Genomic DNA, 21074 nt, shown 5'->3' on the forward strand with positions numbered 1-21074 from the left:
TCCTGCGAGCGCGCTACCGATCGACGTAGCGCTCGCAGGAAAGTGTGGCGCTCGACCACCAGCGCATCGACCCGGGGCCGGCACCGCCGGACGATGAGCGGATCTAGGGTGAGGGCATGAAGCGCGGTCGGCTGCGGGTGCTGCTCGGCGCCGCCCCGGGCGTCGGCAAGACGTACGAGATGCTCGAAGAGGGCAGGCGCCTGCGCGCCGACGGCCGCGACGTCGTGATCGCCGTCGTCGAGACGCACGGCCGCGCGCCGACGGCGGCGCTCGCCGAGGGGCTTCCCCTCATCCCGCGGCGCGTGGTGCGGCACCGCGACGTCGAGCTGACCGAGCTGGATGTCGACGCGGTCCGCGAGAGGCATCCCGACATCGCCCTCGTCGACGAGCTCGCGCACACGAACGCACCCGGCTCGCCGAATGCCAAGCGGTGGCAGGACGTGGAGGAGCTCCTCACGGCCGGCATCGACGTCATCACGACGGTGAACGTGCAGCACATCGAGTCCCTGAACCACGTCGTCGAGCAGATCACGGGGGTCGTGCAGCGGGAGACGGTTCCGGATGCCGTGGTCCGCGGCGCCGATCAGGTGGAGGTCGTCGATCTCGCACCGCAGTCGCTCCGCGACCGGCTCTCGGCAGGGCTCGTGTACCCCGCCGAGCGGATCGACGCCGCGCTGTCGAACTACTTCCGGCTCGGGAACCTCACGGCGCTGCGCGAGCTCGCCCTGCTCTGGCTCGCCGACGAGGTCGACAGCGCCCTCAAGCGCTACCGCGCCGAGCACGGCATCCGCGGCACCTGGCAGGCCCGCGAGAGGGTCGTGGTCGCACTCACCGGCGGGCCAGAGGGCGACACGCTCCTGCGTCGCGGCGCCCGTATCGCGGCGCGGTCGGCCGGGGGCGAGCTGCTCGCCGTCCACGTCTCCAGCCAGGACGGACTGCGCACCGCAACCGCGGGGGCCCTGGCGTCGCAGCGGGCGCTCGTCGAGTCGCTCGGCGGCACCTACCACCAGATCGTCGGCGACGACGTGCCCCGGGCGCTCGTCGACTTCGCCCGGTCCGTCGACGCGACGCAGCTCGTCATCGGCGCGAGCCGGCGCAGCCGCCTCGCCGCTCTTCTCACCGGCGCCGGGATCGGTGCGACGGTCGTGCGCGAATCCGGCGACATCGACGTGCACATCGTGACGCACGCCGCCGCGGCCCGCGGCCTCCACCTCCCGCGCGTCACGGGCGGTGCGCTCAGCGTCACGCGGCGCCTGCTCGGATTCGCCGTCGCGCTGGTGGGCGGACCGCTGCTGTCGTGGCTCCTGTTCGCGACATCGCCCGACGACTCCATCACGACCGACGTGCTCGCCTACCAGCTGCTCGTCGTCGTCGTGGCGCTCGTCGGCGGCATCTGGCCGGCCCTCTTCGCGGCGGTGCTCTCGGGCCTGACCCTCGACTTCCTCTTCATCGAGCCCCTGTTCACCGTCACCATCGCCGACCCCGATCACGCGCTCTCGCTGCTGCTGTACGTCGTCATCGCGATCCTCGTCAGCTGGATCGTCGACCAGGCGGCCCGGCGCTCGCGCGCCGCGCAGCGGGCGGCTGCCGAGTCCGAGCTGCTCGCGACCGTCGCCGGCAGCGTCCTGCGCGGCGAGAGCGCCGTTCCCGCGCTCGTCAGCCGCGCGCGCGAGGCGTTCGGCATGACCGGCGTGCGCCTCGTCTCACGCGACGGCACTGTGCTGGCGACCGACGGCGAGCCGGTCCCGGACGAGCGGATGATCCGCGTGCCGGTGGGTGAGGCATCCACTCCCCGCGCCTTCCTGGAACTGCACGGAGGGGAGCTGGATGCCTCGGCCCGGCGCCTCCTCGACGTCATGGTCGTGCAGCTGGATGCCGCGCTCGAGCGCTCGGCCCTCACCGAGACGGCGCGCGAAGCCGGCGCGCTCGCCGAGACCGACCAGGTGCGCACCGCGCTCCTCTCGGCCGTGAGCCACGACCTGCGCCGTCCGCTCGCCGCGGCCGTCGCCGCGATCGGGGGCCTGCGCGCCGCGGGCGACTCGCTGAGCGACGAGGACCGCGCCGAGCTCCTCGCCACAGCCGACGAGAGCCTCGCGACCCTCTCGGCCCTCGTCACCGACCTGCTCGACGTGAGCCGCGTGGAGGCGGGTGTGCTCGCCGTCTCGCTCGCCCCCGTCGATGCCGCGGGCACGATCCTCGCCGCCGTCGACGAGCTCGGCCTCGGGCCCGAGGCCGTCGAACTCGCCCTCGACCCCGACCTGCCCCTCGTGCAGGCCGACCCCGTGCTGCTGCAGCGGGTGGTGGTCAATCTGCTCGCGAACGCCGTCCGCCACACGGCGCCGGGCACCCGCGTCCGGGTCGCCACGAGCCGTCTCGGTCCGCGCGCGCAGATCCGCATCGTCGACCACGGCATGGGCGTCCCGCACGAGCGGCAGGACGACATCTTCGCCCCCTTCCAGCGTCTCGGAGACACCGACAACACCACCGGCCTCGGCCTCGGCCTGGCGCTCTCGCGCGGCTTCGCGGAGGGGATGGGCGGCACGCTCACGCCCGAGGACACGCCCGGCGGCGGCCTCACGATGGTCGCGGAGTTCCCGGTCGCCGAGGTCGCGGCATCCATCCCCTCGTCCGGAGCCGCCTCGTGAAAGTCCTCCTCGCCGACGACGACCCGCAGCTCGTGCGGGCCCTGCGCATCACGCTCGGCGCGCACGGCTACGACGTGGTGGCCGCGCCCGACGGCAGCGCCGCCATCGCCCTCGCCGCCCAGACGCATCCCGACATCGTGCTGCTGGATCTCGGGATGCCGCGCCTCGACGGCGTCGCGGTGATCCAGGCCCTCCGGGGCTGGACGAGCGTGCCCATCATCGTCGTCTCGGGGCGCACCGGGTCGGCCGACAAGGTCGAGGCTCTCGACGCCGGGGCGGACGACTACGTCACCAAGCCCTTCCAGATCGACGAGCTGCTCGCGCGCGTGCGCGCGCTCTCGCGTCGCGCCGGCGCGGCGGGCGGAGAGCCGGTCGTCGTCTTCGGCGACGTGACGATCGACCTCGCCACCACCTCCGTGATGCGCGCCGGCGCGCGCGTGCACCTCACCCCGACGGAGTGGCGGATGCTGGAGTTCCTCGCCCGCAACGCCGGCTCGCTCGTGACCCGGCAGACGTTGCTGAAGGACATCTGGGGCACCGACCAGGTCGCGGACACGGGCTACCTGCGGCTGTACATGTCGCAGCTGCGCAAGAAGCTCGAGCCCGACCCCTCCCATCCCAGACACCTGCTCACCGAGTCGGGCATGGGCTACCGTCTCGTCCTCGACGCCGCCTGATCCTCCCGACGGCGCGCCGCGGCCGGCCCGACCGCCGCATCGCGAGCGCTGCACAAACCTGCGAGCGCCACACATATCGGTGGCGCGCTCGCAGGAAAGTGTGGCGCGCGGCGCGCCCGTCCTCCCCAGAGCTCCGGGTGAGCGGGGCATCCACCGAGATGGACGGATCCGGATGCCGCGGTCCCGCCCGCGCCGAGGCTTGCATCGTGTCGTGGCTTCAGCATCCACCCCTGTCCACCGTGTTCCGTCGGCGCGAGAACGACGGCGAACCGGTCGACGACCGACGGCTTCGCGCAGGGGTCGACGCGGGCGAGGTCGTGCGCATCGCGCCCGGCTCGTTCGTGACTGCGGCGGAGTGGCGAGCGCTCTCACCTCTCGCGCAGCACGCGCAGCGCGTATGGGAGGCCGCGGCGAGACTGCGCCCACCGCAGGTGTTCTCGCACTTCTCGGCGGCCGCGCTTCTCGGCGCCGACATCCTGGGCTCCTGGCCCCCCAACGATCGATGTGGCGGTGCCTGTCACCCGAGGTGGCCGGTCGACCGGCCTCGTCCGCCGGCGGGGTGTCGACGTCTCGCCCGACTCGCTGCTGCCCTGGGGAAGGCACATGGTCACCACACCGCTGCGGACCGCGGTCGATCTGGCTGCTTCGCTCCGCTTCATGGAAGCCGTCGCGGTCGCCGATCGCTTCCTGTGGGGCCGACGACCGGGCGGTCCGCTCGTGCGTCCGGCCGAGTTCCGCGACGCCGCGGAGCTCCGGGCCGGCCGCGGGTCCGCGAGGGCGTTGCGCACGGCGGAGTTCGCGACACCGCTCTCCGACAGCATCCGCGAGTCTCAGAGCCGGGTCCTCATCGCGATGCTGGGTTTCCCCGATCCCGTGCTGCAGGCCCGCTTCTCGCTGTCGGACGGCCGCGAGGCGTTGACCGACTTCTTCTGGCCGGACCAACGGCACATCGGGGAGTTCGACGGTGCCGAGAAGTACCGTGATCCCGCGCTTCTGCGCGGCCTGAGCCCTGAGCAGGCGCTGCTTGCCGAGAAGGACCGGGAGGACGAGCTGCGCCGGCAGGTCCGCGCGTTCTCGCGTTGGCGCACCCCTGCGCTGCGGCAGCCCGCGCTGCTCTGGGACATCCTCACGCGGGCAGGGCTTCCCTCCTCGCGCCCGCGCCCCGGCCGCTGACGCGCACGGCCCGGCCGATCGGCCCAGCGGGGGGCCCGGCCGGTCGGGAGGCCCGGTCGGGACGAGGCATCCATCCGGCGACCGCTGTAGAAACCTGCGAGCGCTGCACAGATCGGTGGCGCGCTCGCAGGAAACTGTGGCGGTCGCAACCCTGCGGGTGGGTGGATGCCGCGCGCCGGCCGTCAGCCGAGGCCGCTGCGCTCCAGCGGGTGGGTGGATGCCGGGCCGCAGGCCAGATCGTCAGCCGAGGCCGCTGCGCTCCAGGCTCGACGTCTCCTCGCCCTGCACGGGCTTGCGGGACAGGCCCACCGAGCCCGAGGCGGGGTTGCGCGAGAGGGCCGCCGTCACGGCGACCGACTCGTCGACGTCGGGATACTGCGGACGCAGCTGCACGGGCGTGCGGTCGCGCTGCTCGCGCTTGGCCTTGCGCGACGCGTACGTGAGGTTGAGCGCCTCGACGAGGACGGCGAAGACCATGGGCCCGTAGATGAAGGCCTTGTCGATCTTGAAGTGGAAGCCCTCGGCGATGAGGAAGACGCCGATGAGCAGCAGGAACGACAGCGCCAGCATCTTCACGGTGGGGTGCTTGTTCACGAACGCGAAGATGAACCGCGACGCGAAGAGCATGATGCCGAACGACAGCACGACGACCGTGATGATCACGATCATGTTCGAGGTCATGCCGACCGCGGTGATGACGGAGTCGAGCGAGAAGACGATGTCGAGCAGGAGGATCTGGGCGATCACCGAGCCGAACGTGACGCTCTTGCCGCTCGAGGCGGCATGCTCCTCCTCGGCGCCCTCGAGCTTGTGGTGGATCTCGGTGACGGCCTTGTAGACGAGGAAGAGTCCGCCCGCGATGAGGATGAAGTCCTTCCACGAGAAGTCGATCCCCCACAGGGTCACGACGGGCTCGGTCAGCGTGATGATCCAGCCCGCCGCGAACACGAGCAGCACGCGGATCAGCATCGCGAGCGTCAGGCCGAGGTTGCGGGCCCGCGCCTGCTGCTCTTTCGGAAGCTTCGACGCGAGGATCGAGATGAAGATGACGTTGTCGACGCCCAGCACGACCTCGAGGACGAAGAGCGTCAGGAACACGGCGATCAGGTCGGGCGTGAGCTCGAGCGAGAAGTCCATGGAGCAAGACTAGGCGGACGGATGCCTCGCCCCGCGTGCCCGCTCGCCTCGACGCGGAGCGGCTCGATCCCGGAGGATCGAGCCGCTCCCGGTCGGGCGTCAGCCGACGCGCTCGAGCACTCCCTCGAGGCGGCGGTAGCTGGCCTCCATGCCCTCGGTCATCCCTGTCGCGAGCACCATGTCGCGCGTCTGCTTGTCGGGGTACTCGATGAGGATCGTGAGCAGCGTGACGCCGTCCTCCTCCTCGAGGCTCAGGTCGTTGAGCGTGGACGGGTAGTCGGTCCCCGTCATGTGCTCGGTCGTGACCGCCCGGCGCGGCGCCTCGGACAGCAGGGTCTCGCCGTCGAAGCCGAAGGCCTCGCCCGGGGTGTCGCCGACGGGCTCCCACTCGTAGCGGTACCGTCCGCCCACGGCCGGATCGACCTCGCACACCGACATGCGCCAGCCGTCGGGCCCGAGCATCCACTGCTCCAGGAGCTCGGGCTCCTGATGAGCGCGCCAGACCAGCTCGCGCGGGCCCTCGACGAGCCGAGTGATGCGCACGTGGGTGTCGTCGAGGATCTCGGTCTGGGTGCCCTTGCCCTCGGCGTACTCGCGCAGGCTCTGAAGGACGCGGTCGAGCTGGTTGATCGCCATGGTCGAGCCCTCGACGGCGCCGAACGCCACGACCTGCTCGAGCGCATCCGCCGACGCGAAGTACGACGTGTTGACCATGCGGGAGCCGGTCGCCGTCGGCTCGAAGGCGAAGACCACCCGCATGACCGGCATGCCCTCCAGCGGTGCGCCCTCCTCGTTCGCGAAGGCGTCGAGCACCGTGAACCCGCGCGGGGCATCGATCTCGAGGAACTCCCACGAGCCCCAGGACTTCTCTCCGCGGGGGCTCGTCATGAAGTACCGGGCGTGCCCGCCGACGGTGAAGTCGAACTCGGGGAAGGTAGCCGGCCAGCCGGGAGGGCCCCAGAAGCGCTCCAGCTGCCGCGGGTCGGTGAACGCCCTCCACAGGCGCTCGACCGGGGCGTCGAACTCGGCCGTGAGCGTCATCGTGAGCGCTTCGGCATCGGTCTGCACATCGGTGACGGGCATGTCACTCTCCTTCTTCGGTGGGTTTGTCGTGCGATTCGTCTTCGGCCAGGAGCGCGTCGAGCCGGTCGACGCGGGCGCGCCAGAGAGCCTCGAAGCGATCGAGCAGCGCACGGGCGCGGGCGATCATCGCGGGATCCGCCCGGACGAGGCGCTCGCGGCCCTCGGCGCGCTTGACCACGAGGCGCGCCGCCTCGAGCACCGCGACATGCTTCTGCACCGCGGCGAACGACATGTCGTAGTCGCGGGCGAGCGCCGACACCGACTGCTCCCGCTCGATCGTGCGGCGCAGGATGTCTCGGCGCGTCGCCGCGGCGAGCGCGTGGAAGATCCGGTCGATCTCATCGTCTTCGAGCTCCGTATTTACAACCATTTGGTTGTACGTTAGCGTCGGCGCTCGCGTTCGTCAAGACCTCCGGCGAGCGGAGGGAGGCGGGCTTCGGCGGCCGCCCGCATAGGATGGATGCTGTCCGGCACCCTCGATCCAGGAGCTCAGCCGCGTGACCACCCCCTCCGAGACCACCGCCGCCGCACGCCCTGTCGCCGACACCGTCTCCCACGCCGAGTCGACGCCCGAGAAGGAGCAGCCCTACGCGGCGCTCGGTCTCAAGCCCGACGAGTACGAGCGCATCAGGGAGATCCTCGGCCGCCGCCCCACGTCGGGCGAGCTGGCCATGTACTCGGTCATGTGGTCGGAGCACTGCTCGTACAAGTCGAGCAAGATCTACCTTCGCCGCTTCGGCGAGAAGGTCTCCGACGAGATGACTACCCGCCTCATGGTGGGCATGGGCCAGAACGCCGGCGTCGTCGACATCGGCGAGGGCTGGGCCGTCACGTTCAAGGTCGAGTCGCACAACCACCCGAGCTACATCGAGCCCTTCCAGGGTGCGGCCACCGGCGTCGGCGGCATCGTCCGCGACATCATCTCGATGGGCGCGCGCCCCGTCGCCGTCATGGATCAGCTCCGCTTCGGCGCGATCGACGACCCCGACACGGCCCGCGTCGTGCACGGCGTCGTGAGCGGCATCAGCTTCTACGGCAACTGCCTGGGCCTGCCGAACATCGGCGGAGAGACCGTCTTCGACTCGGTCTATCAGGGCAACCCGCTCGTCAACGCGCTCGCGGTCGGCGTCCTCCGCCACGAGGACCTCAAGCTCGCCAACGCGAGCGGCGCGGGCAATCAGGTCGTGCTCTTCGGAGCCCGGACGGGCGGCGACGGCATCGGCGGCGCATCCATCCTCGCCTCCGACACGTTCTCGGAAGGCGGGCCGACCAAGCGGCCCGCCGTGCAGGTGGGCGACCCCTTCGCCGAGAAGGTCCTCATCGAGTGCTGCCTCGAGCTGTATCAGGGCGAACTCGTCGAGGCCATCCAGGACCTCGGCGCCGCGGGGATCTCGTGCGCGACGAGCGAGCTCGCCGCCAACGGCGGCTCGGGCATGCGCGTCGATCTCGACAAGGTGCTGCTGCGCGACCCGTCGCTCACGCCCGAGGAGATCCTCATGAGCGAGAGCCAGGAGCGCATGATGGCGATCGTCGCGCCCGAGAAGCTCGACGCGTTCCTGGCCGTGACGCAGAAGTGGGACGTCGAAACCTCGGTTCTCGGCGAGGTCACGGGCGACGGACGTCTGCAGATCTTCTGGCACGGAGAGCAGATCGTCGACGTCGACCCCTCCACCGTCGCGGTCGACGGCCCGGTCTACGAGCGCCCCGTGGCGTACCCGAGCTGGATCGACGCCCTTCGCGACGACTCGGCGGCGGCGCTGCCGCGCTCGAACGACCCGGAGACGCTCCGCGCGCAGTTCGCGCAGCTCGTCGCGAGCCCCAACCTCGCCGACACCGACTGGGTGACGAACCAGTACGACCGCTACGTCATGGGCAACACGGCGCTGTCCTTCCCCGATGACGCCGGCATGGTGCGCGTCGACGAGCACTCCGGACTCGGCTTCGCCATCGCGACCGACTGCAACGGGCGCTACTGCCAGCTCGACCCCTATCGGGGCGCGCAGCTCGCGCTCGCCGAGGCGTATCGCAATGTCGCCGTCACCGGCGCCGTGCCCACGGCCGTCACCGACTGCCTCAACTTCGGCAGCCCCGAGAACCCCGAGGTCATGTGGCAGTTCTCACAGGCGGTCGACGGCCTGGCGGACGGATGCCTCGCACTGGGCATCCCCGTCACCGGCGGCAACGTCTCGTTCTACAACCAGACCGGCGACGTGCCGATCTTCCCGACCCCCGTCGTCGGGGTCCTCGGGATCATCGACGACGTCGCGCGGCGCATCCCGTCGGGCTGGCAGGACGAGGGCGAGAACATCTACCTCCTCGGCGTCACGGCGACCGAGCTCAGCGGATCGGCGTGGGCAGGCACGGTGCACGGTCACCTCGGCGGCCGCCCGCCCGCCGTCGACCTGGACGGCGAGAAGCGTCTCGCGGAGCTGCTGCATGCGGCATCCCTCCAGTCCCTGGTCTCCAGCGCGCACGACCTGTCCTCCGGCGGCCTGGCGCAGGCCCTCGCCGAGGCGGTCATGCGCTTCGGCGTCGGCGCGCGCGTCTGGCTCACCGAGATCATGGAGCGCGACGGTGTGGATGCCGCGACCGCCCTCTTCTCGGAGTCGACGGGACGAGTCCTGGTCAGTGTGCCGCGCGAGGACGACGTCAAGTTCCGGGGGCTCTGCGAGGGCCGCGGCTACCCCGTGCTCCGCATCGGCGTGACCGACGCCCCCGGCGAGGGCGATGCACCCGCCCTCGAGGTGCAGGGCGTGTTCACCATGCCCCTTGCGGAGCTGCGCGACCTCTCGAGCGCTACTCTTCCCGCTGCCTTCGGCCCGACCGTCGCCGAGCCGGCCGGCACGGCCGCTTAGACTGACGCCATGTCCCACGACGACGAGTACGCCGGATTCCAGGACGCGCGGCAGCGCCGCGTCAAGCTGATCGCCTGGATCGTCATCGTGAGTCTCATCCTCGTCGGCGGCGGCGCGACGGTCCTCGCCCTGCTCTTCGGCTGACCTCGCCGGCGACCGCGGGATTCGGCTGATCCCCAGCCGTCCGAGGCGAGCGCGGACTACCATGGCGGCGTGGATCCGCTGTGGGCGATGCTCGCCGAGCTGTGGTGGATCGTCCCGGTCACGACCGGGGCGGGGGTGATTGCGATGCTCGGACTGCGCCATCAGCGCACCGTCGACGCGCGTCGGCTGGAGTACGACGCCGCGCGGCTCGAGCTCCACGACGCACGCGCGCACGCGTGGTCCACGCGCAGCGCGCTGAAGCTCGCCCGCGCGGAGCTCATGCGCGTGCAGGCCGAGCGCGCCGCCGGGCGCGCGACGTTCGGCGAGATCGCCGCGGCACGACGGGACCTGGCCGTCGCGCAGCGCGACGTCCGCGCGGCGGCGGCAGACGTCCGGATGCGGCGCGTGCGGGTCAGCGCCGCTCGGTCCGGACTCGCCGCGACGACAGACCCGGCCCACCGTCCGCTCGCGCGCGTCATGGCCGCGCACGACGACATCACCCAGCGCTGGCTCGCCTATGAGACCGACCCCGCCCGCCTCATCGTCTTCCCGGGCATGAGCGACGGGCACGTCCCCGCGACCGCGGCCTACCTCACGGCGCGCGCCGAGGCCCAGCGCCTGCGCCCCGCCTCGGCGCAGGCGCGGATGACGCCCGTGCAGTACGTCGCCTACCGCAACGCCGTCGCGGAGCTCGCGCGCACGTTCGAGGCCGCCGAGCAGGTCGCCTGGGCCGAGGCTCGCGCCGCCGGGATGGTCGACCCCGAGCCTCGTCCCCAGCCCGCCGCCACCTGGACGGCGGCCGCGCAGCAGTTCCTCGAGCGCTCGAGCGCCGCCATCGCCTGGGCGAGCGAGAACGCCGCGACCGTGGCCGCGATGGCGCAGCGCCTCAACGACTCCGTCACTCCCCGGCCCGCGAAGGCTCCGTCGACGCCGACTCCTGCGGCGACGGATGCCGCGCCCCCGCGCCCCCAGCCGCGGCCCGAGGCCCCGCACATGCGCCCCCAGCCGCAGCCCGAGCCCCAACGCGCCCCCCAGCCGCCGCCGGAGCGCGCGGCCCCGCCGCAGCCGACTCCCGCCCGTGAACCGCTGCAGCCGGTGTGGCCGGTTCCCGCGCGCACCTCGCACCGCCCGGCTTCCTGACCGTCGACTGACCGTCCGCGCACGCGAGGCGCCGCGCGGTTTAGCATGACACTGTGGAGCCGATCTTCCAGTTCATCGGCGGCTACTGGTGGCTGGTCTTCCCGCTGTTCGGCGTGTTGGCCTCGCTCGGCAGCGCCTGGGAGCGTGGCGCGCGCCGACGCCACAAGCGGCGCCTGGAGGTGCTGCACGCCAAGGCCGAGCTGAAGGCGGCGCAGGCGGCGGCACGGGGTCGGACCGCGTACCCGGTGACCGGCTCCGTGGCGCAGCAGCTTCCCGACGCGGCGCCGGCGGCGGGCGTCCACGACGGCTCCGCAGCGGCGACGACGAGCCAGCTCGAGCGCCTCTTCGCGGCTCACGACGCCGTCACGGCGCGGTGGCTGGAGTACGAGCTCGACGTGTCGAAGCTCATCGCCTACCCCGCCATGAGCGACGGACGCCAGCCGCTGACGGCGGCCTTCCTCCGCGCCAAGAAGGTCGCCGACGGCCTGCGCCCGCCGACCGCGAAGACGAAGCTCACGCACGCGCAGCTGACCGAGTACCGGGACGCCGTGACCGACTACGAGGTCGCCTTCGACGTCGCCGAGCGCGACGCCCGCCGTATCAAGGACTCCGGCTTCACCGATGTGGAGCGCAAGCGCCTCGACACGGCCAAGCAGCTGCTCACCGTCGCGATCGACCAGGCCGCGACGCCCGCCGAGCGCCAGCTCGCATACAAGCGCGTGCGCGAAGAGCTCGACGGCCTCATCTCGCTGTCCGACGAGGCCATCGTCGTCCTCGAGAAGCAGGTCGGGCACGAGCTGACCGCGGGCCCCTCGGCCACGGCACCCGGGCGGCACGCAACGGATGCCCCGCCCTCCACGCCCGCGCCGGTCCCCGTACCCGGCGGGGCGCCCGTCGGAGCGGCCGCGCGCAGCGCGGCACCTCCGGCCGAGCCGTCCGGCGGCGCCGAGGCATCCGGTGCTCCGCAGCCGATGCGGGCACCCGTTCCCGGCGCGAGCCGCCCGGGACAGACCTGGCCCGTGCCGTCGCGGACGACCGACACGGCGCCCGGGCGCATCGTGCGCCCGAAGCCGCGTCCCTGACGAGTCCCCCGGCCGACGCAGAGCCGCGCGTCGCTCCTCCGCGGATCACAGCGCCGGCGGTCCGGCCTCCTCGTCGATGGGGGTCTGCCCCGCGATCCACGCGTCGATCCGCTCGAACCACCCGAAGAGCCACTCGGCCTGCGCGTCGCGCCCGGCCGGGATCTCGCTGCGTGCCACGCGCCACGCCCTCATCGTGATGCGCTTGTCCATCGGCAGATCGCGCCAGATGTCGCCGATCGTGACGAGGCGGTCGAGGCCCGTGTGCGCGATGAAGACGACGTCGGCATCGTGGGACGCCTCGAGGGCCGCGTGCATCCCGCCCGGCTGCGGCGGCATGACGTGCGTCATCGCCTCCGCCCGCTCGGCGAGCGCCGTCCGTCCCGCGTCGCGCAGCCGGTCGATCCGGCTCCGACGACGGGTGGAGGTCAGGTTGCCACCCTCGGGGAAGATGACGAATGCGTCGTCCGGCCCGAGGCCGGTCGCGAGGTCGCGCAGGCTCTCCTCCACGCCGTGACCTCCGCCGCGGGTCTTCCCGCCGAAGCCGGACGGGACGATGAACCGGGTCGGGATGCGGTTGAGCAGCACGTCGATCGCGGGATCCCACTGCATCGTGTACTTGAGCACGATGCGGGGATGCCGCTCCACCTCGTTGAGGAGCGTGTGGACGAGGATGAACGAGTCGCCGGGACCCGCGTGCCGGCTCGCCACGACGAGCGGCGTGCCGGGCGTGAAGAGCGCGTCGAAGGCCGCGGTCGCGGCATCCGTGTCGTCCGCGTCGCTCCCGGATGTCACGATCGCGAGCCTGAGCACCGAGCCGAAGACGTCGAAGAGGATCTCGAGCCCGCGAGCGCCGATCCGGTAGTGCGCCGCGCGGAACGCGGGGGTGTCGAGCTTCCAGCCGAAGCCCGACGCGATCCACAGGACGAACATCACCACGAGGAGAGCCGAGTCCCACAGCAGGTAGACGGTCACGAGCCACAGCGCGCGCGGGAGGCGGAAGCGACCCGGCACGAGCGACGTCAGTCCCAGGGCACCCAGCAGCCACAGCGGGATCGTGACGACGAGCAGCAGCGCGAGGACGATCACGAGGGGAGCGAGGATGACGCGACGCACCCACCTCGGCGGAAGCCTCACGCCGTCACCTCCCCGGCGTCGGAGCCCTCGGCGGATCCGGCGGCGTCGAGCGGCGGCATCCCTCGCGCGAACAGGAAGTCGCGCGTGGCCTCGTACGCGCGGCCGATGCGCTGCTCGAGGGTGTCGAGGCGGCGGTAGGACCGGAGCGAGTCGTCACCCTCGAGCGCACCCCCGCTGGGGAGCACGAAGAGGTCGACCCCTTCCGGGAGCGTAGCGAGGTCGCGGGCGAAGCGATGGCGACGGGCGATCTCGAACGCGACCCGGGCCGTGTCGACGGCCGACTTCGGCACGACGAGCGGCGTCTCGACCCGGCCGACCTGGAGGACGAAGATCGTGCGCGCACCCGCCGCGACGGCCTGCTCGATGGGGATCGAATTGACGATGCCGCCGTCCATATAGTGCTCGCCGTCGATCGCCGTGGGAGGCAGGAGACCGGGAACGGATGCCGAGGCCAGGATCGCGTCGATGAGCGGACCGGAGTCGAAGACGTGCTCCGCGGCGCGCTCGATGCTCGCGGCGACGACCTGCAACGGCACCGCGAGATCTTCGAAGCGCGTCGAGGCGCCGAGGCTGTGCTCCAGCAGGATGCGCAGGGGAAGCGGCGAGTTGAGGTGGGTCTTGGTCTTCACGAGCCGGCCCAGCTGGCCCATGAGCGAGTCTCCGTACACCGCTCCCGCCTCGGGAGAGGTCCACGCGCGCATCAGCGCGTCGATGACGCCGAGCGTCGGGTCCTTCGCGACGAGCGCGCCGTTGATCGCGCCGATCGAGGTGCCGACGACCAGATCGGGGCGGATCCCCGCTTCGAACAGCGCGCGGATCATGCCGATCTCGACCGCGCCGCGCACTCCCCCGCCGCCGAGGACGAAGGCCGTCGTGTCCGCCATGCGCTTCCCCTTCGTCACACCAGAGCCAGCGACGAGGACACCCGGCGCTCGCTAGTTCCCGGCCGCCGCGGTGTGGTGGCGGATGACCTCGGCGACGACGAAGTTGAACCACTTCTCGGCGAACTCCGGGTCGAGATCGGCCTCGTGCGAGAGCGCCCGGAGGCGTGCGATCTGCTGCTCCTCCCGCGCCGGGTCGGAGGGGGGCATGCCGTGCTCGGCCTTGAGCTCCCCCACCTGCTTGGTGCAGCGGAACCGCTCGGCGAGCATGAAGACGAGTGCCGCGTCGATGTTGTCGATGCTTCCTCGCAGACGCTGGAGAGTCTGCGCCGGGTCCTCGCCTGTCATGGGTGGTCCTCCTCGTGCCTCGACACTATCGCGAGGGGCTTGGCCCTAGAGTGTGCCCATGACCGAAGCTGTCGAGGGTGCTCGCCCACTCTCCGTCGACGCCGCGGCCGGTACCGACGCCGCGGTGGTGGACAACGAGATCATCCCGCCGGTGATCGTCGACCGGCCGCAGCGCGAGGTCTGGGCGAATGTCGGCCATCCCTTCGCGACGGGCCTCATCCTCACCATCGGCGGCCTCACCGCCCTCGCCCTCGGCATCGCCTTCGTCAACCTCTCGACGATCGTCATCTACGTCGTCATGGCGCTCTTCGTCGCGCTCGCGCTCGACCCGGTGGTCAAAAGGCTCGAACGGCACAACGTCGCCCGCCCGTGGGGCATCGTCATCGTCTACGGGAGCTTCGGCATCGTCCTCATCGGCGTGCTGTGGTTCCTCATCCCGGCCCTGTTCACCCAGGCGCAGGCACTCGTCCAGAACATCCCCTCCCTCATCGGCCAGTTCGAGAACTCGGATTTCTACGCCTGGGTCCAGTCGACGTTCGGTGCCCAGGCGGGCACCATCCTGACGCAGGTGCAGACCTTCCTCACGAACCCCGCCAACCTCGCGACCATCGGGGGAGGAATCCTCAGGCTCGGCGTGAGCGTCGGAGTGGCGATCTCGGGGCTGCTCATCATCCTCGTCCTGAGCCTGTACTTCCTCGCGGGGCTTCCCGCCATGAAGGTGGCCTTCGCGCAGCTGACGCCGGCGCACAGCCGGCCGACCGTGACGAGTCTCACCAACCAGATCACCGACTCGATCGGCGGCTACCTCACCGGCATGGTGGTCCTCGCGTTCTTCAACTCCGTCGTCGGCCTCGTCCTGCACCTCGTGCTCGAACTGCCGTTCCCGTTCCTCATGGCGGTCGCGGCGTTCTGCATCACCCTGATCCCGCTCATCGGCTCGGTCTGCTATCTGATCTTCGCGTCGGTCCTGGCGCTCTTCTCCGATCCCACGGCGGCGCTCATCTTCGCGATCGTCTACCTCATCTACATCCAGGTCGAGGCGTACGTGCTCACCCCGCGCGTCATGAACAAGACGGTCTCGGTGCCCGGAGCGCTCGTCGTGATCGGCGCGCTCGTCGGCGGCACGCTGCTCGGCCTCCTCGGCGCGCTCGTGGCGATCCCGGTGACGGCCTCGATCCTGCTCATCATCAAGCAGATCTTCATTCCGCGGCAGGACAGGAAGATCCGGACCTGAGGGACGGATGCCGCGACCCGGTCAGGTGTAGCGGCGCAGGGCCTCGCGGCGAGAGGTGACGCCGAGCTTGCGGTAGATCGAGCGCTGGTGCGTTTTGACGGTGTTCACGGAGACGCCCAGGCGCTCGGCGATCTCGACCGTCGTCAACGTCGTGCGCAGCTGCTCGAAGACATCGCGCTCGCGCTCGGAGAGCACCGTGAGCGCCGAGCTCGCCGAGGTCGGCCGGAGGCACGAGAGGAGGAACTCCTCGTGCTCCGTCCCCCACGCGACATGGGCCCCGAGCAGTTCGCGGAGGTCGGGGTCGTCCTCCGCGAACGGGAAGCGGATGAGCTCTGCGTCGGCCACCTCGAGGGCCTGCTCGCAGAGCTCGTGCGCCGCCTCGAGCTGACCGTTCGCCCAGTGCGCGAGGGCGTTCGTGGCGAACGTCGCAACGCGCACGTACGAGACGCCGGCGAACCCCTTGAGGTTGCGCAGCACCTGAAGTGCTTCGGTGTAGGCGCCGGCCCGGCGCAGGACGCCCGCGACGTGAACGGCCACGACGGGCATCGGCAGGCTGTCGCCGAGACCGCGCACGAGCTCGAGCGCGCGCTCACGATGACCGATCGCCTCTTCGAGAAGCGCCACCGCCACCTGACGGAACTTCGCCCACTCGACGCCCTGAACCTCGCTGCGCGGCAGGAACTGCAGCTCGAGAGCCGCGCGACGGCACTGCCGCGGGTCGCCCGTCGCCGCCGCAGTGGCGGCGAGGTAGATGCGCGCGAGGTCGGCGAAGGTGCTGCGGGCGCGGCCGAAGACGAGCACGCGGCGGAGCTCCAGTTCCGCCGCCTCCAGGTCGTGCGCCCAGTAGGCCAGAAGGCCCGCCGCCACGACGCCGCTGCCGCCGACGTACGCCACCCACGAGGTGGCATCGGCGTCGTCCTCGTCGAGGGTCGCCAGCACGACGCGCGCCGCCGTGTTGCGCCCGGCCCAGACGAGCGCGTAGATCAGGACCTCGCGCGCTCGCCGTGTCAGAGAGCGATCGCCGACCGCCTCGGCCTCGCGCACCGCGGCCTCGAGGGTCTCGATCGTCCGATCCGTGCTCGCGCGCAGACGCAGCTCGCTCCACCCGAGCACGAAGGTCAGCGCGGCGTGCTCCTTGGCGGTCAGCGTGCCGGCGGTCAGCAGCCGCGCTCGCACAGCCGCGATGGCGGGACCGATCCGGTCACGCCCATCGACGAAGAAGAGACGCGCGATCTCGAGGGTCCGCTGCTCGATCTCGCTCTCGCCGATGCCGGCCTCTGCCGCATCGAAGAGCTCCCGCGCCCAGCGGTGCTCCCCGATCACATCGCGCGCGCAGGCCCGGATGAGATGGATGACCGGGCTCTCTGCGCGATCCTGCGGGAGCGAGAGGCAGGCGCGGTCGAGGTCTGTCGCACCCTCGAGGGCGACGAGCGCCACCCAGGAGTTCAGGATGACCTTCTCGGCGCCGGCCGCATCGCCGAGGGCGACGAGATGGGCGACGGCCTCGAGGGGTCGCGTCACGGCGAGGAGCTCTCCGGCCAGGGCCCGCAGCGCCGCGAGGCGCTCCGGGCGCTCCTCGGCGAGCAGCTCGCGGCAGTGCCGGGCGAAAAGGGAGTGCCACCGGTAGAGCGGGCCGTCGAGGCCCTCGGTGCGCTCGAGGAAGAGGCCGAGACGGCGGCAGCGCTCCAGCATCCGTCCGCCATCGGAGCGCCCGGTGAGCGCCGAGGCGAACTCGGGGGTGAGCTCGTCGCAGACGGATGCCTCGATCACGAACTCCGCGAGATCCGGGTCGAGGCCCGACAGGACGACATCGCGCACGTACTCGTGCATGAGCCCGCTCGTGCGGACGGCTGCCGAGCTGCGGGACGAGCGTGGCGTGAGAAGGGCGAGTCGGACGGCGATCGGCCACCCGCCCGTATCGGCGTGGACGAGGGCCGCGTCGGCGTGGCTCTCCATCGCGACGGCGAGTGCCTCGATCTCCGGGCGCTCGAACGCGAGCGCCTCTGCGGCGATGACCGCCTCCGGGTGGCTCAGGACGAAGCGCGGCATGCGCAGTTCGAGCGAGGTCGTGCCGACGAGCACGACGCGCAGCGCCTGGGGCGGATGCTCGATGAGGTCGGCGAGGAGGCCGAACTCCAGGCTCTCGCCCGCGCGCTGCGCATCGTCGATGACGAGGACGAACGGCTCCAGCATCCCCGCGAGCGCGGCCTCGAGCCGATGGTGCAGGTCGACCTTCTCGTTCGCCCCCACGAGCCCGAACGGATCGGTGACGCCGATCCGGTCGGGCGGCACGATGGATTCGATCGCCGCGATGACAGCGCCGTCCACCGCGTGCTCCTCGGTGGGAGCGAGAGCCAGCCAGGCGACGAGGTGAGACGTGCGTTCGGCCCAGTTGCTGACGACGGTGGTCTTGCCGAAGCCGCTCGGGGCCGTGACGATCGTGACGGGGTTCTCGTCGACCATCTCGTCCAGCAGATCGAGGAGTGCCGGCCGCGGAAGGGAGACCGGCTGGCGCGTCGGCGGCTGATGCCGTGTCCACGTGCGAGAAGAAAGAGCACTCGCCTGCAATGTCATTCGCCCTCCCTTCACCCCCGAGGAAGCGGTGCCCGAAGCGGCGAGATCAGGTACCGGCGAACGCGCGCGGCTCACCCATAACAGACGAGCGGTGTGCGGACCGCAGACCTGACTCTACAGCGCAAGCGACGGTCGGGATGCGAAGGGCGGGTGAACCGCAACAAATCGGCATGCGACGAGAGGACCCCCGGCGGTACGCCGGGGGTCCTCTGCGCGATGGGGCTTGCGCGGTTCAGCTGAGGGCGCGCGCCTTGAGCTGGTCGTATTCGGCCTGCGAGATCGTGCCTGCCTTGAGCAGTTCCGACGCCTTGGCGATCTCATCGGCGGGACTGGCCCCGCTCCCCGCCACCGACTGGATGTAGGCCTGCTGCGCCTCCTGCTGCCGCTTCATCTCGGCGAGGCCCCGCTCCTGCATGCCGCGTCCGCGGGCGATGAGGTAGATCAGCGCGGTGAGGAAGGGGACGAAGATCAGGAACAGGACCCAGACGGCCTTCCACCATCCGCTGAGCTTGTGGTCGCGGAACAGGTCGCTGAAGATCGAGATCAGGACGAAGAGGTAGGCGACGAACGCGAAGATCCAGATGAACCACCAGACCACGTCCCAGAAGTTGCTCCAGAGATTCATGGCATTTCTCCCAAGATTGAGTTTTCGTGTGCGGACCGGCGTCCGCACTTTCATTCTGTTGCTCGCATGAACGAGGCGCCGTGCCCTTCACCCTTGGAAGATGAGGACGCGGCGCCCCGTGGCGAGGGGGCCGGTGACGGCCTCAGCCGCCGAGCAGCCGCGCCTTGGCGGCCTCGAACTCGGCGTCGCTGAGCGCCCCGGCGTCCTTCAGCGCGGACAGCTTCTGCAGCGATGCGACGATGTCCTCGCCCCCGCCCGCGGCTTCCGCCGGCGCCGGCGCGGGCGCGGGCGGAGCGGCGTACGCCATCTGCTGCGCGACCGCCTGCTGCGCCGCCGCGTTCATCGCGGCCTGTTGCTGCGCGGCCTCGTACTGCTGCTGCTCGTACTCGTCCTGCGCCTTGCGCTGCTGGCGGTTGTTCATGCCGTTGTTCACGGCGGTCGCCGTGCCCGCGACGACGGCGGTGCGCGCAGCGAGCCCGACGAGGCCCGGACGTCCCACTCTGCGGATCATGCCTTCTCTCCTTCGCTCTGCTCGATCTCTTCGATCGCTTCTTCGATGATCTCCTCGGCGACCTCTTCCTCGATCGCGTCGACGAGTGCGTTCACGACGGGTGCCGGGATGCGCTCGGAGGACAGCACGACTCCGCCGCTGGCCGCGAGGCTCGAGGCGAGGCGACGGGCGTAGACGAGCTCGAGGGCGACGACGGCCGCGGAGCCGCCCTCGGGCACGAGCTCTGCGAGCTCGGCGATGTCCTCCTCGCCCGTGATGCCCGACAGCACGAGGTCGAGTGCGGCGTAGTCGTCGTCGTCGTCCTCGATCTCGACGACGGTGACGTCGCCGGACTCGGACTTCGAGATCACGACGAAGTCCAGCACCCGTAGGATGCCGTCGTCGACGAGCTCTGCGAGCTCGCCGATGAGCGCCGGGTCGGGCCTCTCCCCCTCGAGGCCGAGCAGGAACAGCTCGACCGGACCGTAACGGAATTCAGCCATGGTCTTCCCTTCTGAAGTTTCGGGTCGACACCTGGTGGGCGGGAGCCGCCGGCCCGGCGGGATCAGCCCCCCGGCGTCGATCTCAAGCTATCCCCGGGGTTGTCGGGTGGATACCCCCGCGAAGGGCGCGCGTCGCGGGATTCACCCGTCGCGGGCGAGGGATGCTGCGACTCAGCGTGCGGGCACGATGCAGGTCGGCGACGGCGCCGGCGTGCGGTGCCGGACGCGACCGGGAACCCCGGTGCGGAGGTCGATGCCCAGCGAGGCGACCTCCTCGGAGAGCTGCCCCGCGACGAGCAGATCGTCGCGCATCACGACGTGGTGGCGCGGCCAGTGAACGCCCGCCTCGACCAGGGCGGTCGGCTGGATCACGTCTCCCTCGCCGCGCACGCCGAGCACCGCGATCGTGTCGCTTCCCCGCACTCCGGCGTACAGGAATCTCCCGTCTCGGGAGGAGGCGATCTCGGCCGCCGTGTCTTCGGGAGGGATCCCCGCCGCGAGGGGCGTGCCGGCCACGATGCGCCACGCGCCGGCTTCGTCGGGCGCGAGCGCGAACACCTCGTGCGACAGCTCCGTGACGACGTAGAGGTGGCCGCTCGGATGCCACACGGCATGCCGTGGACCCGACCCTCGGGGCAGCACGACATCCTGCATCGCGGCCGGGCCCCGGGTGCCCGACCGCCAGAAGCGGACGAGATCGAACCCCATGTCCGTCGTCGCGACGACCCCCCGGGGCAGGAAGATCGCCTGATGCGCGTGCGAAAGTCGGGATGCCTCTGCGCCCGCATCCGACGTCGCCTCGGGCTCCGGATCGACGCCGGGAACGAGGTGCGCGTACTCCTCGCCGGCGGCCTCGCGCAGCGCCCGTGCGGCGGCCGCGAGGTCGAGATCGCCTGCGCCGGCCGGCGGCGGCGCTTCGGGGCCGTACGGGTCGGCGGCGGAGGGCGCGATGGCCGGCGCGGACGGGCGGCCCGAGGCATCCGTCGTCATGCGGACGACCCGCCCGTCGCCCCAGCAGCTCGCGACGAGCGACGAGCCGTCGGGGGCCACCGCGATATGGCAGACCGCCTCTCCGGCCTCGACGGGATCGCCCAAGGCGATGAAGGATGCCTCGCCCGTGCGGCGGAAGGCCTGCACGGTCCCCGCGCCCTCGAGCGCGGCGTAGACGACGTCGAGCGCGGGATGGGCCGTGACCCACGAGGGCGATCCGCCCGTTGCGACGGCGTCGCCGGCGAAGCCGAGCGAACCCCCGGCGAGCGCCGCGTCGGGAGCACCGGCGTGGAGGATGCCGATGCCCGTCGCCGAGCCGCCCATGTCGGCGGAGTAGCCGCCGAGCCAGAACCTCACGG

Annotated in this window: 19 protein-coding genes; 8 read left to right on the top strand and 11 right to left on the bottom strand. The window is 71.4% G+C overall.

What is annotated here, in order from left to right; translation table 11 throughout:
- Nucleotides 1-116 precede the first annotated feature (116 nt).
- From EV279_RS02350 to EV279_RS02360, 3 genes are all read left to right on the top strand, one after another.
- A complete protein-coding gene (locus tag EV279_RS02350; protein ID WP_133541330.1) occupies nt 117-2645 on the top strand; it encodes a DUF4118 domain-containing protein in 2529 nt (842 codons plus the stop codon).
- Entirely contained in the window at nt 2642-3322 is a 681-nt protein-coding gene (locus EV279_RS02355) for a response regulator transcription factor (RefSeq protein WP_133541331.1), read from the top strand. The genes EV279_RS02350 and EV279_RS02355 overlap by 4 nt, the downstream gene beginning before the upstream one ends.
- 510 nt (nt 3323-3832) lie before the next feature.
- Nucleotides 3833-4495: a hypothetical protein gene (locus tag EV279_RS02360; RefSeq protein WP_133541332.1), complete on the top strand. Its 663-nt coding sequence runs from the start codon at nt 3833-3835 to the stop codon at nt 4493-4495.
- A gap of 240 nt (nt 4496-4735) precedes the next feature.
- Here EV279_RS02360 and EV279_RS02365 read toward each other — a convergent pair whose 3' ends face one another.
- From EV279_RS02365 to EV279_RS02375, 3 genes are all read right to left on the bottom strand, one after another.
- Nucleotides 4736-5632 (bottom strand): TerC family protein, encoded by an 897-nt coding sequence (locus EV279_RS02365; RefSeq protein WP_133541333.1) that lies wholly within the window; start codon nt 5630-5632, stop codon nt 4736-4738.
- 99 nt (nt 5633-5731) lie between these two features.
- Nucleotides 5732-6715, bottom strand: a complete 984-nt coding sequence (locus tag EV279_RS02370) for an SRPBCC family protein (RefSeq protein ID WP_133541334.1) — start codon at nt 6713-6715, stop codon at nt 5732-5734.
- 1 nt (nt 6716) lies between these two features.
- Nucleotides 6717-7085, bottom strand: coding sequence for a helix-turn-helix domain-containing protein (locus EV279_RS02375; protein ID WP_133541335.1), 369 nt, complete (start codon nt 7083-7085; stop codon nt 6717-6719).
- A gap of 127 nt (nt 7086-7212) precedes the next feature.
- On the opposite strand from EV279_RS02375, the gene purL reads away from it, so the two are divergent.
- The 4 genes from purL to EV279_RS02390 all read left to right on the top strand — a co-directional run bounded on the left by purL (nt 7213) and on the right by EV279_RS02390 (nt 11936).
- Nucleotides 7213-9570: a phosphoribosylformylglycinamidine synthase subunit PurL gene (gene purL / locus EV279_RS02380; RefSeq protein WP_133541336.1), complete on the top strand. Its 2358-nt coding sequence runs from the start codon at nt 7213-7215 to the stop codon at nt 9568-9570.
- Between the two features lie 9 nt (nt 9571-9579).
- Nucleotides 9580-9714 (top strand): hypothetical protein, encoded by a 135-nt coding sequence (locus EV279_RS17115; RefSeq protein ID WP_279526914.1) that lies wholly within the window; start codon nt 9580-9582, stop codon nt 9712-9714.
- A gap of 69 nt (nt 9715-9783) precedes the next feature.
- Complete coding sequence (locus EV279_RS02385) at nt 9784-10854, top strand: hypothetical protein (protein ID WP_133541337.1); 1071 nt, start codon at nt 9784-9786, stop codon at nt 10852-10854.
- 53 nt (nt 10855-10907) lie between these two features.
- On the top strand, nt 10908-11936 hold the full coding sequence (locus EV279_RS02390; RefSeq protein ID WP_133541338.1) for a hypothetical protein: 1029 nt from the start codon (nt 10908-10910) through the stop codon (nt 11934-11936).
- A 45-nt stretch (nt 11937-11981) separates the two neighbouring features.
- On the opposite strand, the gene EV279_RS02395 is transcribed toward EV279_RS02390, so the two are convergent.
- Genes EV279_RS02395 through EV279_RS02405 form a run of 3 tightly spaced genes read right to left on the bottom strand, consistent with a single transcriptional unit; the run spans nt 11982 to nt 14299 of the window.
- Nucleotides 11982-13070, bottom strand: a complete 1089-nt coding sequence (locus EV279_RS02395) for a 1-acyl-sn-glycerol-3-phosphate acyltransferase (protein WP_133541339.1) — start codon at nt 13068-13070, stop codon at nt 11982-11984.
- Nucleotides 13067-13954, bottom strand: a complete 888-nt coding sequence (locus EV279_RS02400) for a patatin-like phospholipase family protein (RefSeq protein ID WP_133541340.1) — start codon at nt 13952-13954, stop codon at nt 13067-13069. Before EV279_RS02400 ends, EV279_RS02395 begins: the two co-directional genes overlap by 4 nt.
- A 51-nt stretch (nt 13955-14005) precedes the next feature.
- The gene (locus tag EV279_RS02405; RefSeq protein WP_133541341.1) at nt 14006-14299 is read right to left on the bottom strand and encodes a chorismate mutase; all 294 of its coding nucleotides are present in this window, start codon (nt 14297-14299) and stop codon (nt 14006-14008) included.
- Nucleotides 14300-14357: 58 nt separating this feature from the next.
- On the opposite strand from EV279_RS02405, the gene EV279_RS02410 reads away from it, so the two are divergent.
- Nucleotides 14358-15533 carry an AI-2E family transporter gene (locus tag EV279_RS02410; RefSeq protein ID WP_133541342.1) on the top strand — a complete coding sequence of 392 codons (1176 nt, stop codon included), beginning with the start codon at nt 14358-14360 and terminating at the stop codon, nt 15531-15533.
- A gap of 21 nt (nt 15534-15554) precedes the next feature.
- Here the strand turns inward: EV279_RS02410 and EV279_RS02415 are convergent, their stop codons facing one another.
- The 5 genes from EV279_RS02415 to EV279_RS02435 form a co-directional block, all read right to left on the bottom strand.
- Nucleotides 15555-18107 (bottom strand): LuxR C-terminal-related transcriptional regulator, encoded by a 2553-nt coding sequence (locus EV279_RS02415; RefSeq protein WP_133541343.1) that lies wholly within the window; start codon nt 18105-18107, stop codon nt 15555-15557.
- A gap of 232 nt (nt 18108-18339) precedes the next feature.
- A complete protein-coding gene (locus EV279_RS02420) occupies nt 18340-18732 on the bottom strand; it encodes an SHOCT domain-containing protein (protein WP_133541344.1) in 393 nt (130 codons plus the stop codon).
- Between the two features lie 142 nt (nt 18733-18874).
- On the bottom strand, nt 18875-19243 hold the full coding sequence (locus EV279_RS02425) for an SHOCT domain-containing protein (protein ID WP_133541345.1): 369 nt from the start codon (nt 19241-19243) through the stop codon (nt 18875-18877).
- On the bottom strand, nt 19240-19725 hold the full coding sequence (locus EV279_RS02430; protein WP_208109453.1) for a DUF6325 family protein: 486 nt from the start codon (nt 19723-19725) through the stop codon (nt 19240-19242). Before EV279_RS02430 ends, EV279_RS02425 begins: the two co-directional genes overlap by 4 nt.
- Before the next feature lie 171 nt (nt 19726-19896).
- A complete protein-coding gene (locus EV279_RS02435; protein WP_133541346.1) occupies nt 19897-21072 on the bottom strand; it encodes a beta-propeller fold lactonase family protein in 1176 nt (391 codons plus the stop codon).
- Nucleotides 21073-21074 lie beyond the last annotated feature (2 nt).

This window comes from Microbacterium sp. BK668 (genome assembly GCF_004362195.1).
Taxonomy (GTDB): Bacteria; Actinomycetota; Actinomycetes; order Actinomycetales; family Microbacteriaceae; genus Microbacterium.